This is a genomic window from Pantoea sp. AG702 (assembly GCF_003182295.1).
Classification (GTDB): Bacteria; Pseudomonadota; Gammaproteobacteria; order Enterobacterales; family Enterobacteriaceae; genus Pantoea; species Pantoea ananatis.
In genome coordinates, this window is record NZ_QGTU01000004.1 from 236447 (window position 1) to 254422 (window position 17976).

Below are 17976 nucleotides of genomic sequence, written 5' to 3' on the forward strand. Positions count from 1 at the left end.
CGAATGATAGTTGATTACTTCGCCAGAATTTTCTCGATCGCTTCGCGGAAGTCGCGGCCCTGTGCGTTATTGCGCAGACCGTAGGAGACAAATGCCTGCATGTAACCCATTTTACGTCCGCAGTCGAAACTGTGACCCGTCATGAGTGAGACATCGACCGTTTTTTTCTTACTCAGGCTGGCGATAGCATCCGTTAACTGAATACGGCCCCATGCGCCCGGTTCGGTACGCTCCAGCTCAGCCCAGATATCGGCTGAAAGCACGTAGCGTCCCACCGCTGCCAGGTCTGAGTTTAACTCGGCCGGGTGCTCAGGTTTCTCAACGAAGTCAGTAATCGTGCTGACATCACCTGGGTTTTCCAGCGGCTGCTCAGTCGTGATCACTGAGTATTCAGACAGATCGTAGTCGGTGAGGTGTTTTGCCAGCACCTGGCTGTGACCAGTCTCTTCAAAACGCGCAACCATCGCCGCCAGATTATATCGTAAATGGTCAGCGGTGGAATCGTCCAACAGCACGTCAGGCAGGACAACCACAAAAGGATTGTCGCCGATCATAGGACGCGCGCAGAGAATAGAATGCCCCAGGCCCAGTGGCTGCGCCTGACGCACGTTCATGATGGTCACGCCCGGCGGGCAGATTGACTGGACTTCACTCAGCAGCTGGCGTTTAACGCGTGCTTCCAGCAGGGCTTCGAGTTCATAGGTGGTATCGAAGTGGTTTTCTACCGCATTCTTGGACGCATGGGTGACCAGCACAATCTCTTTGATCCCTGCTGCAACACACTCATCAATGATGTATTGAATCATTGGCTTGTCCACGACAGGCAGCATCTCTTTCGGAATGGCTTTAGTCGCCGGAAGCATATGCATACCGAGACCCGCAACCGGGATTACTGCTTTAAGCTTGGTCATAGTTATTCCATCTAATGAAGTGAAGACATGCGTCAATTATGCCGGATGGACCGGAAAAGGAAGTATAATCTTTATCTGAAAAGCCGACACTAACTCGCTGTGAAATCTTACAAATTCGGGATTTTACCTAGAGTAAACACAAACAGTAAAGGCCGACCACATGAGCGGCAGAGAAATTGACGTCGCCGTTTTTGGTGCCAGCCATAAAAAGAAACGGGCGACCTGAGTCGCCCGTTGTTATTGGCATCACAGCCACTGTTCAAACCATTCTGGCATCACGAAAAGGTCAAAGTGATTTACCAGCAGCATCAGCCCCACAAACAGGACCGATACAGATACCCACTGTCGGGCATAAGGGATGAAGCGAATACCAATGACTGGCTTGATAAAGAACGGATGCGCCAGCGCTGAAATCAGCACCTGTGAGATCGACAACGTCAGCGCGACGTAGAGCACGTTTGGCCAGATAAAGGTGGTCGCAAGCACGGCCATGACGACCAGGCTGGCCACGATGTTCCAGTAGAACTCCACGTTGGTTCGGCCATTCGCCTGTGAAATGGCACCGGTCAGTCCACCCATCGGACGCAGCATGCCAAACAGCAGCATCAGCGGGATAAGATGATAAACCTGCTCGTGAGACGCACCATACAGAATGCGTACGATGACCGGAGACAAGATACCGATAGCAAGGTACATGGCACTGCTGAAGAGCATAATCACCAGCGTGCCTTTCAGGAACAGCTTCTTCAACTGCTCGGGATCCTGCTGTTTTTCCGCGAAGCGCGGTAGCGCCAGACGGTTAATCACCGGCGAAACCAACTTCAGGGGCTGCAGTACCAGCTCTTTCGCCAGAGAATAGACGCCGAGCATTTCTGCCCCCATCACTTTACCTACCACCAGCGCATCGGCCTGAGTACGAAGCTGGTTAATGGTCTGCGAACCCAGTTGATAGATACCGTAACGAATCGCACTAAAGAAAGTCTGTTTATCGAACTCCCATGTGGGACGCCATGACTTCTCACCCAGCGCGATCATGCACAGGATGCGGGTAAAGGCGTTAATAAACAGCCCCAGAATCGCGGCGGCCACCGTCAGCGAGGTAAACTCCAGCATCGACACCACGCACAGGAAGGCAAACAGTTTGGTGCCCATTTCGATCTTCGCCAGCGACACCATGCGTTTGGTTTTAATGTAGTGGGCCTGATATTGCGAAAGATGTCCCAGCACCAGAAAGTTCAGGCTGGTCAGCATAATCAACCCTACCAGTTCCGGCAGATGATAGAACCAGGCAACAGGCCAGGCAATCAGCAGCATGACAACGCCGGTACATAAGCTGAGCGAGACGTTGACCCAATAGATGGTGCTCTGTTCGCGTCGGGTAATATTCTGGCGATGGACCAGATAACTGCTCATGCCCATGTCCTGCAGCACGCCCGCCACCGCTAAAATAGCGTTGATGATCGCCAACAGCCCCAGCTCATGGGTTTCGAGTTTACGGGCGAGAATACTCAGTTGAGCAACCTGTAATACCGCAGAGAAACAGGTACTGCCAAACAACCAAATCGCCTGTGACTTTATTCCACTCAAACCATTTGCTCCAGAATCTGTGCCAGCTCGCGATACGCGATGTGCTGATTAAACTCGGTTTCAACTTTATGTCTGGCTGCGGCAACAACCGGTGCCACGTCCACCGCGCCTTCTGACAATTTCAGCAGCGTCTCGGCCAGCGCCTCGGCGTCATCTTCCTTCACTAACCAGCCAGAAACGTTATTTTCGATCAGTTCCGGAATACCGCTGTGGAAGGTGGAGACCACTGGCAGCCCAACCGCCATCGCCTCCATCAGCGCAACCGGAATGCCTTCCATATCGCCATCTGCGGCCGTTTTAGAGGGCAGCAGAAAGATATCGGCTTCGTTGAGGGCCTGACGGATCTCTTCCTGAGGTTTGAAACCCGGCATCGTTACGCAGTCGTCCATCTCTTCGCGCGCAATAAAGTCACGCATCATCTGATCCTGATCGCCATTGCCAATGATGGTGTACTGGAACTGGCCACCGCGCTGTTTCAGAATGGCGCTGGCTTTCACCGCCACATCCAGTCCTTTCTTTTCGGTCAGACGGGCAACGGAAACAATGCGCAACGGCGTATGGAAGGCATCACGCGGCTGGAAATTGAATTTTTCAGGTTCAATTCCCATGCGGGTAACGTGAATTTTTTCAGGCGGGCAGCCCATTTCAATCAGCTTGTTCTGCCAAAGATGGCTGATGGGCAACATCAGCTCACTCTGCTGAAACAGATTACGGTAATCCTGCTTATGCTCGTCGAGGATGTGACGACGAGAGATATCCGCCCCGTGAAACACCGTTGCCTGTTTGCCTTTCAGGATACCCAGTTCACGCAGTTTATTCGCCAGCGCCCCGGCATAGCCGAAATGCACCAGGAAAACATCCGCGACATAGGTCTGACGCGCATTGGCAACGATCGCCGGCAGCAGCAGCTTACTGGACTGTGCGCCATAGCGGCGCACGTTAAGGGAACGGAGTAACGACACTTTGGTGATTTTGGGCAGAACCAGTTTCAGCCGCTGTCCCAGCTTGTCCGTCAGGGAAATTTTTTCTTCGGGTAACAGGTAATGCGTCTTTGCCGCCAGACCATATTCGTCAAATGCGCCGTGGCGGTTGACCAGGTCTCCCGGAAATACCGAGATAATCTCAACGTCGTAACCGGCATCAATAAAATGAGTGACCTGGTTGAGAACAAAGGTTTCAGAGGCAACCGGGAAACGCATCGTGAAAAAAGTCAGTTTCATCACATCATCCTATTACGTTTAGAATCTCTTCAGTGATTCTGTTACCTACTTCCCTTTCATGCGCCACGGCGGTTTCGACGTTTTGCTTGATCGTGTCGTAGTCGGCCAGGATAGCCTGAACTTTATCAATCAGCGAACCGTCCATCAGGCTCTGAACATCGGTAGCCATTTGCGGCAGACCTAGCTGATTCATGACGCCCATGGATTTGTGTTCATAGTTGATGGCGACCGCTGGCGTACCAAAGTTCATTGAGATGATGGCAGAGTGCAGACGGGTTCCGATGGTCAGGTGACACTCGCTGAGGAGGACACCTAATTCGAGGTCATTAAATTCATCCATTACAACGTGGTAGTGCTCTGGCTGCTCAACGCGATCGCGCAAAGTGAGCGCCACCATACGGTCATCTTTGGCGTAGCTGTCGATGCCCGTACAGGTAGATAAGGCGACGACCTGATAACCGCTGGCGATCATGGCGTTGATCACGCGACCAAAGGCGGCTTCGTATTCCTGCTGCGTGACGCCCAGACGCTTATCAAACGGCGCCAGTTCACGGACCGTAATCGCGATGGTTTTGCGGGTGCGAATCACGCTCTGCCAGTGCTGCAGACTGTGGCTGGGGTTTTCAACGTGACGTGCACGTACCAGGAAGGCCGTATCCACACCGGGCATCACCTTTGAGCTGGTCACGCCATCGCGCTTCATCAGGTCAAGGCTAACGGACTCACGCAAGATAAGGCGGTCAACCCGGTCAAACACGAAGTTGGCCAGTTGATTAGTGCGGGCGTTCTGGAAAGGTCCAACGGAGTGGCCAATCAGGTAAAGCGGCTTCTTAGCCAGCAGCGCGCAGAGCGCATGGTCAAACTGAGTCACGCCATACAGATCGACAAAGAATGAACCGCCCACCTGAATGACTGCATCGTACTGCGCCAGACTTTCCGTGAAGGCTTTGAGGTGTGGCGGCACGGAGAAGGATTTGTAGGGTCCACCCTTGCCCAGATGCGCCATCATGATATTCGGCATCAGTCGGTTAGCGACTTTGCGTTTAACAGAGCCAATCAGGCCCTTACCCGAGGAGTTGTTGTGCAGGAAGAGCTTATCCTGCTGAATATGTTGCTGAAGCAGATAACCGGAGCTGGTTGGATAACGGCTTATCACATCAATATCCACATCGTTGCGCGCGGCCTGAATTGAATCAATCAGTCCACGCAGAATCGCGCCATCCCCACGATTCCCACAGGTATGGTTACCCACCAATAAAATCTTCATAAAAACTCCGAATAATTTTTTCTAATTCTACCGACCGCCCAGTTCCGAAACGGGCAAAATGAATAGGGAGAAAAACAGCAAATAAAAATCCTGCACCAACATCCCAGATGCTGTTGGTGTTGGCTGCCGTATCAGGGCAGCCCTCTCTGACTACGATTTAATCGCAAAATACGGTAAGGCGACCTGCTTACCGTTAATAACGACAGACACGAATCCTTCAGGTTTGCTGGTATCCACCTTGTCATCAGACAACGCGCGGGAGGCCAGCAATAAATCCCCCTGCTCATTCGCGCCCACGCCCGCTTTACCGTTATGCAGGCTAAAGCGCTGCGGCGCGGCATGGCTGCCGCTATCCGGCGCAGCCTGGGTCATTTTGGCATCGACCCGCGCACAGCGGCCGGTGACAAAGCGATCTTTCGCCGTGCTCTTGATCATCACCGCTGCCGAAGGCGTCCAGCCTGCCAGCCTGATGAAAACCTGCGTGTCGGTATCGGTTTTAGCGACGTAGCGCACATCCACCACCGGACTGCTGCCTTCCGCCGACCAGCTGGCTTCAGCATGGTCTTTCTTACGTTGAACGTGAATAACCGCCCGGCCGCCGGTGTTTTTCCCACTGATGAGGTTCATCAGCGGCTCACCGTCCGTGCCGTTATTGAACTGCGACTGTCCAAAAATTTCGATTTCCCACGAGTCGCCAACGGTGGGGGAATAAAGATTGCCCAGTTCAAACCACACGGCCTGATTGGTGTTGTTTTCCAACAGCCAGCGTGAGGTCAGATAGTTATATTTCAGGCTGCCATCGATCGCGACGCCGTAGGACTCAACGCGGGTCGATCCCATTTCCCAGGCGCTTAGCCAACGATCGCCCTGCTCTGAGTTGTCAATCCAGCTGCCGGATTGCAGGTTGGTCTGACGCGTATTCAGGCGGGAGTGCCAGGCAATCAGCGGGTTCTTGCAGTCCTCAAGGCTTAAGGCATCGATAATCCATTGACCGTTTGAGATATCGCCGGGATTATCACAGTGCTCAATCCAGCCGTTGTGAATCAGCGACTGGCTGCAGCGCGGCAGGTTGAGAACTTTGCCGCCTTTACAGTGCTGGGCGTTAAAGTTTGACAGCTCAATCGCGGTACTATGGTCCCAGTTCCCCTTTTTCTGACCAGACCAGCCGGCCTGAATCACGTCGCCTGTACAGGCTGAGGCGTACCACTGGTCAATCTTACAATCCAGCGTATCCAGCAGGCTGAGCGCGGTGCCGCCAACCTGGTTGAAGCGCAGGCAGGCCCCACGGAAAAACTGTCCGCCCGGGCAGGTATTACGGAACAATCCCTGCTTATTGGGATGCGTATCCGTATTGCCGTTAAATATCAGGTTAGAGATTTCCACCCAGCGGGCACTGACCTCGAAAACAAACGGCGATTTACCGTCGGAGACGATGCTGGTCGCCGGGAAATACCCAAAGTTGACCATCGCACCGGAGATGCGGAAGAAACGGCGCTCCTCCTCACCGAAGTTACAGGCGGAAACGAAGAACGTGCCCGCAGGGAACTGTACGCAGATAGGCTGATCGCTCTGCTGCGACCACTGGTACATCGCTTTAATCGCGGGCGCACTGTCGGTTTTGCCGTCGGCGATAGCGCCAAAGTCAAACAACGAGAGTCGGTTATAGTCATCGACTACGCGACGCCAGTGAAAGCCGTCGCCGCTGAAAATCACCCCCTGATCGTCCTGCGCCGGCTGGAAACTGCCGACGAATTCGCCGCCCCCCACTTCCAGGCCGGCGTGCCAGCTTTTGAGCTTGATCTTCGCGCCTTCAAACAGCGGTCGCGTCTTGCGCAGATCGTCCACCGAGGGGATCTCACCGATTAGCTGATAACCCGCAGGCTGTGCCAGACGCTGACTAAAGGCAGCCTGGCCCGGCTGGCTGACATCCGGGATGTTAAAGACCATCTGCCCGTTGCTGTCTTCCAGCGCCATAGAGTGAGACGGATTCGCGATCAGCGCCGCATTATCCTTTACAAACTGGTCAAAATTTCCCTTATTCAGGGTAATCGGCTGGGTGATTTGTGCCAGCTTGCCGCTGGCATCGCGCAGGAACACGGGGATCTGGTTACCCGCCTGGCTGGCATCGCTTCCCGACTTACCGATCCATAGTTTTCCCTGGAAGTTTTGCCAGAACTGCGGCGGCATCGCGTAGACATTTTCAGGCGTCAGAATCGGAACATCGCCTTTGGGTACCGCGCTTGCATCAACCGACTTGAGCGCCAGGCCAGTGTTTTTGGCCGCGTAGCTGGAAAAGGTACTCACGGAGAGCGCGCCGACAAGGGCGGAGGCTGCGGTTTGCAAGACTTCTCTTCTTTTCATGCAATTAATCCCGTCGTCATGAAGGCCGTAAACTCAGCCATAAAAGGTGTCCCATGAGGCACATCAAAAGTGAGCGTCTTCAGCCCTTACACCAACGCCAGCCAGCTTTGTTTAATCTGTTTACCGTCAAACTTCAGCGCGGTTTGCTGGGTTTTTTCGCTCATGGCATAGAACAGTGCATCGTCGCTGGCCAGTTGTTCCATCCGCGCCAGAAATTCGCTTTTCTTGTTCATCGGCACCAGGAAACCGTCTTCGCCGTGATTAATAATCTCCTGTGGACCTGTCGGACAGTCATAGGCCACCACCGGCAGCGACCAGGATTTAGCTTCCAGCAGCACCAGCGGCAAACCTTCGTAACGGGAGGTCATCAGCGCCATATCGCTGTCGCGGTAGTAATCGTTGATATTGCTGACCTTACCGACGAACTTCACGCTGGAGGTAATGCCCAGCACGGCTGCCTGATCCTGTAGTTGCTGGCGCAGTTCACCGTCGCCGGCAATCACCAGCGTCCAGTCAGGATGTGCTCTGGAAAAGTCACGCCAGATATCCAGTAACAGGTCGAACCCTTTCTGATTGTCCAGACGGCCCACCGCCAGCGCCTGACGATGGCGCGTGGTACGGTGCCAGGATTTGTACACCACCGGATTAGGAATGGCCTGACTGGGGATGTGCCAGCGCTGAAAGACCTGATGATCTTTATCCGTCAGGACAATGACGCGGTCGTAGAAGCGCAGTAGCAGGAACTTGAGGAACTTAATGGGTTTACTGAAGGAGTTGATGGCAACGTGCTCACAGGCATAGGCCTTGAAGCGCTTCTTTTTTAGCGTCATCAGGTTCCAGAAAGCAAACATCACGCTCAGACGGCCCATGCTGATTAAAAACACGGTGTCGAAGCCTTCCTGCTGAATACGCGCCACGGCACGTTTGATGGGGTTACTTTCACCTTCGAAGCTGACGATCTGCTTGACCTTGTCGAAAGGGTAAAAGGGTTCGCCGTGCCCCTCCAGTGAGTAGATGGTGACCTCATGCGCATCACCAAGACATTCCGACATAAAGTTACAGATATTTTCGGTGCCCGCATACGAGTAAGCGTCTTTGATCACCAGGACGATTTTTTTCATGAAACGTTATCCACCTCAAATTTATACACAATCCTGCCGATCGGCTTAGCGGTGTTTCAGGCTAAACAGCACACCATTCACCATATACCAGGCGTAATAGTAATAGATTTTTAACGGATTGTTTTTATAGATAATTCTTAATAGTTCGAGGTGCCATTTGGCGGCTTTGTTTTTATTACGCGACAGGGAATTTCCTAACTCGTAATAATTCACCAGAATACTCTGAATTACGCGGGCCTGTTTGTAGCGATTAAAGAGTTCGTAGAGGAAAAGGAAGTCTTCGTGACCTTTTCGCTCAAATAAAATCCCGCCTGGCGGACGGCGGAAACAGACGGATGAGAAGCACACCCGATACTGCTTTTTGACATAGCTGTCCTGCTTAAGGTAAGGCTTTGTATAGCGAATATCGTGGTCAGCTTTGCGGGTTTTGTAATGGTATTCCGTGATGACCAGATTGTCCCCATCGGCGATAGCCTGCATCTGCTGGCGAAGCTTATCGCTGTGCCATTCGTCATCGCTGTCAAGAAAAGCGATCACCTCTTCTTGCGAAGCACGTAATCCCACATTGCGGGTTTCGGCCGCGCCCATATTGACCGCATTGTCGAGAATCGTAATACGCGGGTCCTGGCACTGCTCGCGCACCCACGCGAGTGAATCATCGGTGGATTTATCGTTGATCAGATACAGGTGCCAGTCCTGATAGGTTTGATTGATGACGGACTGTACAGCGCGTAATACCGTCTCGCGGGCATTATACATAGGCATGACAATGCCGACGGTACCAGAGTGATTATTCATTTTCATACCTGAATAAATAAAATAGACGGGGCCACCAGATAACCTTCCGGTAGCGTTAAAACGTCACGACATTCAATAGAATCAGGAGAGTGCCTTTTCGCCACCCAACCGCGCTTTCAGTTTGTCTTTCACGCGGTTCAGGAAGTAGGTGCGATTATCTTTATTGGTGAGCAGGAAGTAGCGCGCGAAGCTGACGCTCGCCATCAGCGAGTTACCGTCCATTTTGTAGCGCAGGGGCAGCTTGAATGCTTTGTAGGTGTGAATATCTCGTGCGGTAAGGTGCGGTTTCATCGTATCCAGCCAGAACAGGGAGTACTTGACCGATTCACCTTTGTGTTTGGAGCCAAACTTCGTCACCAGGTGGTAGTTGGCCAGCGGGGCGGCGATCATTTCAAACCGGTAACCCATGCGGTCGGCACGGATGCAGAAGTCATAGTCCTGATGGCGGATAAAACGCGCATCGAACTGAATTTTAGCGGCATCTTCACGCTTCAGCACGATGGTGCTGGTTTGAATAAAGCCATAACAGCCAAACAGATACTCTGCGACAGTTTCATTTTTTGCCGGAGGCTGCATCGGCATAACCTTCAGGAACGCACCGTCCTGATAGATATTTACCTGGCTGAAGATAATGGTATTGTGCTGACCCTGCGCCTCTAGCTCCGCAATCTTTTCACTGACCTGCAGAAGCTTGTCGGCATGCCACTCGTCATCGGCATCCAGAAAACTGACATAGTCGCCCGTTGCCAGCTCAATGCCTTTGTTACGCGCGCCGGCACCGTTGAGTTTCACCTCAGATAAGACCAGATTGATGTCCAGGTCCTGATAGCGCTCACTGCGCACCACTTCCGCCAGCGCGGCGGCATCGGCAGATTTGTCATCCACGATGATGACTTCGAAATGGCGATACGTTTGTGCTTTAACGCAATCCAGCGTCGTGACAATCGATTCTGACGCGTTATAAGCCGGAATTACGATAGAGAAACGAATGTCCTTCATTGCCAGCACCTCATTAAAGTATTCAAAAATAAACAATTCAATCGACAAACGCCGAAGAAAAACCTGTGTTGTTACAGGCGACCGCCCCGCGAAGTGAAGCCGTTCACTGGGGGCGCGCCGCCGGGTCCGTTACCGAATCAGCCAGAACTCCTGGGCCACTTCGTACCCTACAACCGCCTGCTTGGTTGAGATGGTGTTGTAGTAGAGGTAATAGAGCAGGAAGAAAAACAGCATGCCAAACAGCGCCGGCTTCCAGACGCGTCTGGCCTGATAGATAAGCGAGGTCAGAATGATGGGTTCAACCTGTTGCAAATAGTTGGAAAGACGCGAACCTGACGGGAAGTTATACAGGAAGATGCGGATCGCCCCGCCGATAGCAAAACTTAAAATCAGCAAGTAGTTCAGACGATACTGGGCATAGTTTTCGCGCTTCAGTTCTTCAGTCAGCATGAAATAGAAGAAAATAAACACCAGCATGATGTTCTTCAGGTTCGAGACTGACAGGATGCTGCCATCCATTGCATAGGAGGGATCGTTGTTATAGCCCGATGCCCTTTCCCCCAGCGATCCGAGGTGTCCGGCAATCAGGGCGATGAAGCTTGAACCCCCGACGACCGAGAGCGGCAGGCTGACAACGATGATCACCACCGGCCACCAGCGCCAGTCACGAATAAACAGGAAAGGCACCAGCGTTATCACCATAACGGCGGTGTTGTGACTCATGAACGACAGGATAAAAAAGGTAAAGGCCCACCAGTAACGCTTCAGGTAGATCATCCACAGCACGCCGAGGAACAGGGCGGAGCTTAAGCCAAAACGTATCTGATTGATGTCTTTGTTAATAAAGATGTGCGCCGAATACAGCGCCAGCGCCAGTACCGGATAAGGCGACATCTTTCTGAAAAAGAAGGCGTTAATGGATACCGCAATCGCACAGAAGACGAACAGAAACACGCTGGCGTTATGCGAAAACAGACTCGTTATCCACGCCATCGCAAAAATCAGCGGTTCGTAGCGGAAAAACGCGACGGTATTGAAAAAACCGTTGATCTGAATACGCCGTACAAAGTCCTCAAAGAAACTGCGGTACTGGAAGTCATCCATGCCGGTGCCGAGGCCACGAATCCCCCCGAATACGATCAGAATAATGGCCGCAAAGCACAGCAGCCAGGTCAAAATATAATTTGTGCGTTCGTCTTTTTTCACCAGGATTTCGAACAGCGAAATCAGCAGCAAAAACCCTGATATATACCAATATGGAGCCATGGTGTGATTCCTTAAATCCACAAGTTCTCATGCCAACAGTGGCCAGTGCTGATTACCTTCCGGGTTGATCTCTCAGCAGGTCTGCGCCGACATCGCGACAGACAAAAGCGTGTTGATGATGAATTCTGATGATTGACGTTAGATCGTCGCTTATTGTGCGTTGTATCCAGAATCACCTGTGCAAATCGTTACGTGTCGTTATCTTGAGCCAGGGATCAAAAGGGGCGGTCAAACCCGCCCCTTTTCTTTCAGCTCTTAGCTTTTCGTTGGTTTACCGTACTCGTAGTCGTAGTAGTCATAACCATAACCGTACGAGTTAGCCGCTTTACGTACCACGGCGTTCAGGATAACCCCTTTGATTTCGATACCGTTCTGCGCGAAGCGTTTGAAGCTGACATCCACTTCTTTTGTGGTGTTGGTTTCAAAACGCGCCACCATCAGCGAGGTACCGGCCAACTTACCGATGATGGACGCATCCGTTACGGCCAGAATCGGCGGTGTATCAATCAGGACTAAATCATAGTTTTTGCTTGCCCACTCCAGCAGCTCACCCATGCGGCGGTGCATCAACAGCTCTGACGGGTTCGGTGGAACCTGTCCGCGCGGCAGGAAATCAAAACCGTATGGCCCTTGCTGAATCATGGTCGGCGTAAACTCGGTTTTGCCAGACAGGACGTTAGACAGACCAGATTTATTGTCCGCCCCCAGCAGTTCGTGGGTGTAACCGCGGCGCATGTCACCATCGATAAACAACACCTTCTGACCGGCCTTGGCCACCAGGGTAGCGAGGTTAACGCAGATAAAGGTTTTACCAATACCCGGGCTGGCGCCGGTGATCATCAGAATGTTGTTTTTCGCTTCCATCATGGCGAAGTGCAGGCTGGTACGCAGGCTACGAATCGCTTCAATAGAGAGGTCGGTTGGATTACCCAGTGCCAACAGCGTCTCATGCGGATCGGTTTTGCCTTTGTGACCGCGACGCGCCAGTGCTTCGGTATCCTTCTTACGCTGCCACTCAGAGAGCGGTACGCTGGCATAGACGTTCATGCCCAGCTCTTCCAGCTGTTCCGGGTTCTCGATTCCGTGATGCAACAGCGCTTTAAGCAGAACCACGCCGACGGACACCATCAGCCCCAGAATCAGGCTGGCTGCGATGATCAGCAGCTTTTTCGGCGCAACCGGCGAGTTTGCCGTGGCGGCCTGATCGATGATGCGAACATCACCCACGGTGCTGGCCTTACTGATGCTCAGCTCTTGCTGGCGGTTCAGTAACTGCATGTAGATTTCCTGACCTGACTGCACATCGCGGGTCAGACGCAGAATCTCCTGCTGAGTTTTCGGCATCTGCGCAATTTTCTTGTTCAGTTGCGCCTGCTCATCTTCCAGCGTTTTACGCTTTTCCAACAGGGCCCGATAGGTAGGGTGATCTTTGGTGAACAGCTGCGAAACTTCGGCTTCGCGGAACGTCAGCTCGTTAAGCTGGCTCTGCACGCTAACGGATGAATCCAGCGCAGATTTGGCTTCAAGCGACAGGTCAACAGACTCGTTCTCACGGCGGAAGGCGTTAAGTTTGTCTTCCGCCTGATCCAGTTTGCCACGCACTTCCGGCAGTTGCTGTTTCAGGAACTCCAGGCTTTTCTCGGCCTGTTCGGATTTACGCTGCACGTTCTGTAACAGGTAGTTATTCACGATCTGGTTCAGAACTTTGCTGATCTGCTCCTGATCTTCACCCACATACTGCAGTCCCAGTACGCCGGTGTCTTTCCCTTTGTCTGCAACGGTCAGGTTAGACAGGATGCTGTTAATTGCCTGCAGATCGTTGAGTTTGGTGACGGTAAACGTGGTGCCCGGCTCCGCATTGATATCGCTGACCAGCATGCTCACATCGCCGTGTTTTTCGAACTGCCCCACTTTGCCTTTGAACAGCTCATCGCCATCGGCAGAAACGGTGTAGCTGTCTTTACCCGTAACCTCGAGCTCAACACTGCGCTTCTCGATCGTACGCGGAATCTCCAGACGGGAGATCGCGACATTGCCAGGCTTGTTGCCCATCAGGCGCGACAGACCTTTGCCGATAACCGGGAAATAGTTCTGTGAAACCACTGCATCCAGGCCAAGATCCTGAACGGTTTTTCCCAGCACCATGCGTGATTCAAGAATCTGGATTTCGGTATCCGATGCTGGCGTCGTGGGCATCAGCGTCTGTAATTCATTCAGGACGGTGCTGGTATTCTTCTGCTCCACCTGAACCATGGCATCGGCGCTGTAAATAGGCGTCGCAAACAGTGTGTAGAGCGTTGCTACCAGCATGAAAAAAGCGGTGACAGCGACGATAACCCAGCGGTGATCAATAAGCTGTCCCACAAGATGCGCCAGATCCCACCCATTCGATTCCTCGCGCGGCGCGGTCATGACTTTGTTTTTTATATTCATGGATAATCCCAACTATCGGCTTAGTACGCTGACCCATTTCTGAGTGGCGTGTTCCAGTAACCCGTAAACCTCTTCAAAGGCCTCACGGCTTTTTCTGTACGGATCCGCAATTTCCTTCTGATTGAGCCAGTGCCCAAGCAGCATCGTTTTGCCGCGTGCAGCCGGATCGATGCGGTTTACCTGTTCAATGTGGCGCTTTTCCATCACCAGAATCAGGTCATACTCCCGGCACAGGCTGGCCGTTAGCTGCTGAGCCTCATGACCTTCCAGCGATAAGCCTTTTTCGGCTGCCACCTCCGTCGCCGTTTTATCCGCCGCGTGCCCAACCAGGGCGCCGAGTCCGGCGGAGGCCACAGGCAGGTGCGGCAGCGCGCGTTTGAACAGGCGCTCTCCCGTAGGAGAGCGGCAGATGTTGCCTACGCAGACGACTAACACGGACTTAATCATGGCGAAACCTTAGTTCGACCAGTTGCGGATGCGCTGTGCAGCCTGCGTCGCATCGTTAACACCGGCTATGGTTGGTATCAACTGCGATATCACGCGGTTCCAACGCGTCAGCGGCGTCGATGTCACGTAGACGATATCGTAAGGTTCAAGTTGGAATTCGGTACCCATCACCATGGATGCCGCATCTTTGGTATTCAGCTGGTAGATATTGGCGATTTTGCTGCGATCGGAGCCGCGCGTCGGTCGGATAACAAAGACCCCGGTCGCGTCGGACGTGGTTTGATCCATGCCTGCCGCATTACCCAGCGCTTCAGCCAGGGTCATACCGCTGCGGTCCATTTTCAGGGTGGCCTGCTGTTTCACTTCGCCCATGACAAACACTTTCAGGTCGTCGTTACGCGGCACATACAGGATGTCACCCGGATAAAGCAGGTGATTCTGGCTCAGATCGCCGTTCTGCATCAGGGCCTGCAGTGACACGCGCTGCTCACGGCCGTTGTGGGTCAGGATAACGTTGCGCCAGTCTGCGTCCGCCGCTAAGCCGCCCGCTGCGTTAATCGCATCCAGGATAGTCAGCGGTACGTTGGTGATAGGCTGCTGGCCTGAGGTCGTCACGGCACCGGTCACGTAAGTCTTCTGTGACTTAAACGAGGCAATGCTGACGTCAACCTGAGGGCTTTCGATGTACTGCGCCAGACGACGCGCCACTTCATTACGCACGTCACCTACGGTACGGCCGGCAACACGGACGCGGCCGATGTAAGGATAGAAAATCGTGCCGTCGGAATGGACCCAGTTACCGGTGTCACTGGCGCTACGGTACTGACCGGCAGGCGTGGTGAGTTCGGGGTGATCCCACACGGTGACGGTGAGAACATCACCAATGCCGATGCGGTATTCGTAGTTCTGAATTTCGGTTTGTAACGACGGATTAGCCTGTGCCACAAGTGGCTTAGGACGCATTTTCTCCACCAGGCCTGGCGTTAACGGATAAACGTTAACGTACTTGTCGATGTCAAAATTGCTGTCCTGCTGCTCAATGACATCTTTTCCCGAAGTGGATAAATTTTGCCCCGGCACGACAGTACACCCGGCCATAAAAGTTGCAGATACCAGAACAGGTATCATCTTCATTTTCATTGTAATCATTTAGATCTTCGCTATCAGTTAATGTTTGATAGAGGCGAATACGCCGCTGTGTAAGCGCTCGAAAAAAAGTAGGCTATCCTGACTCAGGCCCTGAACATGTCGTTCATTATTCTTAGCTCCTGTCTTGTACCCATCACGCGCTTTACCCGGAACGGAATAAAGCAAAGCAGAACATTTCGGTTTATCAATGCCGTACCGCTTTTTTTTAGAGAAATCTGCCCGCCGGAACCTGAAGTGGCACTTCGGCGCGCGGCTGACAGAGGCTCTTTTGCGGCTAGTAAGCACCATCACGTTTCAAAACCACACCCACGGTTTTGAACAAAATTGCAATGTCGTTCCACAGCGACCAGTTTTTTACATACCATGAGTCGAAGTAGACGCGCGTTTCATAATCCACATCGTTACGGCCGCTCACCTGCCACAATCCGGTCATACCCGGTTTTGCCATCAGGTAGTAATCGACATCGCCCGCATAACGCGCCAGTTCGTCTTCAATAACCGGGCGCGGCCCGACCAGGCTCATGTCGCCGCGTACGACGTTCCACAACTGCGGCAGCTCATCAAGGCTGGTTTTACGAATAAAGTGACCGACTTTAGTAATACGGGGATCGTTTTTGAGTTTAAAATCTTTATCCCATTCAGCACGGGCAACCGGATCGGTTCGCAAGACTTCCTCAAGCACTTCTTTCGAGTTGATCACCATTGAACGGAACTTAAGGCATTTAAATTTACGCCCGTTCAGGCCGACGCGTTCGTGACCATAAATAGGCGGCCCGCCATCACGTCCCACCAGGAATCCCAGCACTAGCAGCGCCGGTAACAGCATCAAAATGATGGAGAGTGCCCCGAAGATATCGAACGTGCGCTTCAGGAAGCGTGAGGTACGTTTGGCCAGGTTATTCTGAACACGCAGGATCATGACTTCATGGCTGAAGATATAAGCCATGTCAGTGCCGTACAGCGGCACCCCACGTAAGGTAGGAATCACTGAAACAGAGCGGCAGTTATGCATCGCCAGCGATTTCAGCCACATGTCACGATACTGACTTTGCTCAAACTCAACCGCCACAATGAACTGGGTTTCACTGTTAGTGAGCCTCCACAGCGCCTGCTCGTCGCGCAGCACCGGAATACCCGAAATCAGCTCTTGTGGGCAGGATCCGTCCACGTCATAGAAGGCAATAACCTCAAAGCCCATAACCTCTTCGCTTTGCAGAGCCTCCCACGCTTCCTGGGCATTTTTATTGCTGCCAATAATGATGGTCTGCTTCTTCCACAGGCCGTATTTATTCAGCAGGCGTTTGGACAGTGCGCGGCACACCGGCATTGCCACCAGGGCGATAAGCCACGTTAACAGCCAGACAAAGCGCGACATCTGCCATTGAGACAGGGCCGTGATCGACAGTTCAATGACGGAAAAAATGAGAATGGTACGAAAAATTTCTTTTAATTCGAACCAAAACGGTTTGCGGTAGGTGTAATGGCGCAGTCTGACCCAAAACCAGCCCACGCAAATTACTGACAGACAGATGTGTGTAGCAACTTTTAAATTAAATTCCCGATCAGACATATCCGATAACAGTGAAGGAGATGTCATATTAATTAGCATCATCGCGATAAATAATGCCGCGTTGAAACATATTAAATCAGAACAAGCCAATAATAATTTGGTGATAATACTTTTAAACGTAAATTCATTATCGCGCATATTTAACTCTTTATTTTATTTCCTTAACCCACCACACCAGACGCTTAAGTAACCAGCATTGTCTCTTAAGCCCGAGCGTTTCTGAGGGGAGCTCCTGCGGCATTTACGCCATTGTCATTGACTATGAAACCAATAATACCGTGCACAATACCAACAGATTACTCTGACTTTATCAGCAATGTGCTGATTAAATATCAAACCGAAGCGGTGACGCAGACACGCTACCGCCCTTGGCTGTCGCTGCCAATACCGCCCTGATAACCTCTGTTTCTCCCTGCGCCGCGCGCGATTGCGCACAAAGCGTCCTTGTGCAGAATGCGTTGACATTCTGCTGCGTACCGAGGCGGTTGATTGCGCAAATTACAGATTCGGGCGCAGGCGTTGTCTAACTCGTTGCTATACTAGTTATTACTGGCATGTTTACAAGTAGACCCCGCCATCCCCGGACTATTTTAGGAAAAAGACTACCAGTAATAAGTATTGAAGCCGCTCATTTTCAGCTTTCAGGTAGGAAAAAATCAGATTTATTCCATGTTCGCACCAGGAATAATCGCATAAGAAATTCCTCTGAATGAGAAATACGGTGACATTAATCTGCAACCTTTATGCGCTACCTTCACCGCCGCATTAATCAATCTGCTGAAGAATTATCCTGTAATTAATGTATGGGCTATTCAATTAAATCGTAAAGACCCTGTAAGCTCGCTAT

The 17976-nt window shown here is 52.2% G+C and carries 13 protein-coding genes; all 13 read right to left on the bottom strand.

Features of this window, described 5'->3' with window-relative positions; translation table 11 throughout:
* Positions 1-14 precede the first annotated feature (14 nt).
* The 13 genes from galF to wbaP all read right to left on the bottom strand — a co-directional run bounded on the left by galF (position 15) and on the right by wbaP (position 17267).
* Complete coding sequence (gene galF / locus DFO57_RS13430; protein ID WP_014594076.1) at positions 15-911, bottom strand: UTP--glucose-1-phosphate uridylyltransferase GalF; 897 nt, start codon at positions 909-911, stop codon at positions 15-17.
* Between the two features lie 246 nt (positions 912-1157).
* Positions 1158-2498: a lipopolysaccharide biosynthesis protein gene (locus DFO57_RS13435; RefSeq protein WP_110015417.1), complete on the bottom strand. Its 1341-nt coding sequence runs from the start codon at positions 2496-2498 to the stop codon at positions 1158-1160.
* Positions 2495-3718: a glycosyltransferase gene (locus DFO57_RS13440; RefSeq protein WP_014594078.1), complete on the bottom strand. Its 1224-nt coding sequence runs from the start codon at positions 3716-3718 to the stop codon at positions 2495-2497. The genes DFO57_RS13435 and DFO57_RS13440 overlap by 4 nt, the downstream gene beginning before the upstream one ends.
* Positions 3719-3722: 4 nt before the next feature.
* On the bottom strand, positions 3723-4985 hold the full coding sequence (gene wcaK, locus DFO57_RS13445) for a colanic acid biosynthesis pyruvyl transferase WcaK (protein WP_013026376.1): 1263 nt from the start codon (positions 4983-4985) through the stop codon (positions 3723-3725).
* Positions 4986-5135: 150 nt separating this feature from the next.
* Complete coding sequence (locus DFO57_RS13450) at positions 5136-7346, bottom strand: phage tailspike protein (protein WP_110015418.1); 2211 nt, start codon at positions 7344-7346, stop codon at positions 5136-5138.
* A gap of 86 nt (positions 7347-7432) precedes the next feature.
* Positions 7433-8467, bottom strand: coding sequence for a glycosyltransferase family 4 protein (locus DFO57_RS13455; protein ID WP_014605451.1), 1035 nt, complete (start codon positions 8465-8467; stop codon positions 7433-7435).
* Between the two features lie 45 nt (positions 8468-8512).
* On the bottom strand, positions 8513-9265 hold the full coding sequence (locus DFO57_RS13460; protein ID WP_014605450.1) for a glycosyltransferase family 2 protein: 753 nt from the start codon (positions 9263-9265) through the stop codon (positions 8513-8515).
* Positions 9266-9346: 81 nt separating this feature from the next.
* Positions 9347-10264 (bottom strand): glycosyltransferase family 2 protein, encoded by a 918-nt coding sequence (locus DFO57_RS13465; RefSeq protein ID WP_014594081.1) that lies wholly within the window; start codon positions 10262-10264, stop codon positions 9347-9349.
* A gap of 129 nt (positions 10265-10393) precedes the next feature.
* Positions 10394-11530: an EpsG family protein gene (locus tag DFO57_RS13470; protein WP_041457716.1), complete on the bottom strand. Its 1137-nt coding sequence runs from the start codon at positions 11528-11530 to the stop codon at positions 10394-10396.
* A gap of 255 nt (positions 11531-11785) precedes the next feature.
* Entirely contained in the window at positions 11786-13963 is a 2178-nt protein-coding gene (wzc, locus tag DFO57_RS13475; RefSeq protein ID WP_014594083.1) for a tyrosine-protein kinase Wzc, read from the bottom strand.
* 12 nt (positions 13964-13975) lie between these two features.
* Complete coding sequence (locus DFO57_RS13480; RefSeq protein ID WP_013026383.1) at positions 13976-14410, bottom strand: protein-tyrosine-phosphatase; 435 nt, start codon at positions 14408-14410, stop codon at positions 13976-13978.
* Positions 14411-14419: 9 nt separating this feature from the next.
* A complete protein-coding gene (locus DFO57_RS13485) occupies positions 14420-15559 on the bottom strand; it encodes a polysaccharide export protein (RefSeq protein WP_013026384.1) in 1140 nt (379 codons plus the stop codon).
* Between the two features lie 274 nt (positions 15560-15833).
* On the bottom strand, positions 15834-17267 hold the full coding sequence (wbaP, locus tag DFO57_RS13490) for an undecaprenyl-phosphate galactose phosphotransferase WbaP (RefSeq protein ID WP_110015419.1): 1434 nt from the start codon (positions 17265-17267) through the stop codon (positions 15834-15836).
* Positions 17268-17976: the final 709 nt, after the last annotated feature.